This is a genomic window from Actinokineospora sp., assembly GCF_050699995.1.
Taxonomy (GTDB): Bacteria; Actinomycetota; Actinomycetes; order Mycobacteriales; family Pseudonocardiaceae; genus Actinokineospora.
This window is the reverse complement of the sequence record NZ_JBOHGC010000651.1, coordinates 1-1,485: the sequence shown is the minus strand read 5'-3', so window position 1 is coordinate 1,485 and position 1,485 is coordinate 1. Positions and strand designations below refer to the sequence as shown.

The following is a 1,485-nucleotide window of genomic DNA, read 5'->3' as shown; positions in this document are numbered from 1 at the left end:
CCTCGGGCCAGCGCTCCGGCCAGCAGCACCCAGCCGCCGGCGAGCACCAGCACGAAATCGGGCCGGTCCGGCTCGTGGTCGGCCAGGAACAGGTTCGACAGGACCTTCACCGTCGCGTGCTGGGTCTCCGCGCCACACACCAACGGCGACAACAGCACCCCGGTGCCGTCCTCGTGGTCGAACAGCTCCTCCACCGCGCGCGCGTCCCGCGCTTCGAGCACCAGCAGGGGCACCCGGCCGGAGTCGCGGAACACGCGGGCCGGCACGGTCTGCTCGACGCCCGCGCGGAACGAGACGAACTCCTCCGGCTCGCGGTCCAGCAACAACGCCTCGGCCACGCCGTCATGCAGCGCGGGCAGGTAGTCATCGGTGTCGCGCTCCCGGCCCTTGGTCAACTCGACCACCAGCCGGGCCGCTAGCCTGGTCAGGCCCTGGCGGGCAGTGACGGTGAGGTCGGGGTGGGCTTGTTCGCGCTCGGACCACTCGCGGCGCAGGGACCGCACGCGCGCGGCGAACTCCTCGGCCAGGAAGTGCTCGGAGACGAACTCGCCCTCGACGACGATCGAGTCGTAGGCGGTCATCGGGCGCTCTCCTCGGGGACGATCACGGCCAGCACCCGCAGCATCGGCTCATCGCGGGCCGACAGCTCCGCGCACAGGTCCAACGCCTGGCTGCCGTGCAGGTCCACCTCCTGCTCGACCCGGGACCGGCGGTTGGGCGGCAGGTCGAGCGCCAACTGCTTCGCGCTCTTGCGCCACTGCCGAATCCGCATGGCCGCGTCGACCAGCGGCTCCTGCACCAAGGCCGTGCGTTCGTTGAGCAGGCCCGCCATGTATCCCCGCAACTCCGCGACGGCCAGCGGCACCAACGGCTGCCACCGGGCGACGTCGATCTCGCGGCCGGTGTTGATCCCGCCGTCGCGCACACCCGACTTGACCAGGATGTCCATCACGACGTCTTCCTGCAGCTCGTAGGGCGTTGTCGGTTCCAGGAAACCGACGCCCGCGACGCTGCGCAGAACGACCTGGCCGCGCCGGTTCGAGTACGTGCCCATGCCGATCACCAACGGATGATCCACCGCGCCGGTGACCACCGGCACCTGGCCCCGGCCGAAGCGGGCCAGCGCCTTGTCCGCCGCCCAGTCCAACACCGGATGCAGCGGGCCGAGATAGTGCGCCTGCGGCCACGACAGCTTCGAGCCGACGTTGTCCCTGGCCCGTTGCAGCTCGGCCTTGCCGGTGGCCTTGTCGGTCGCGAGCACCAACCGCTGCTTGACCTGGCGCTCGGCCAGATAGTTCTGCGGCAGCGCGTCGAAGCGGGACTTGAGGTCGTCGGGCGGGACGAACTCGACGGTGCCCTCATCGGGGTGCTCGGCCCACCCGATGCGGCGGGCCGGGTTGTCGTAGGACTCCTCGATGGCTGTGCGCAGGAAGTCCAGCTCGGTGCGGAACAGGTCGTAGCCGTCGATCACCTCGGGCGACTCCG

The 1,485-nt window shown here is 70.6% G+C and carries 2 pseudogenes; both read right to left on the bottom strand.

Annotated elements, in window-relative coordinates:
• Positions 1–581: pseudogene (locus ACRDSQ_RS31395) on the bottom strand (hypothetical protein); the annotation flags it as partial.
• Positions 578–1,485, bottom strand: a pseudogene (locus ACRDSQ_RS31390) (hypothetical protein); the annotation flags it as partial. The pseudogenes ACRDSQ_RS31395 and ACRDSQ_RS31390, both read right to left, overlap by 4 nt.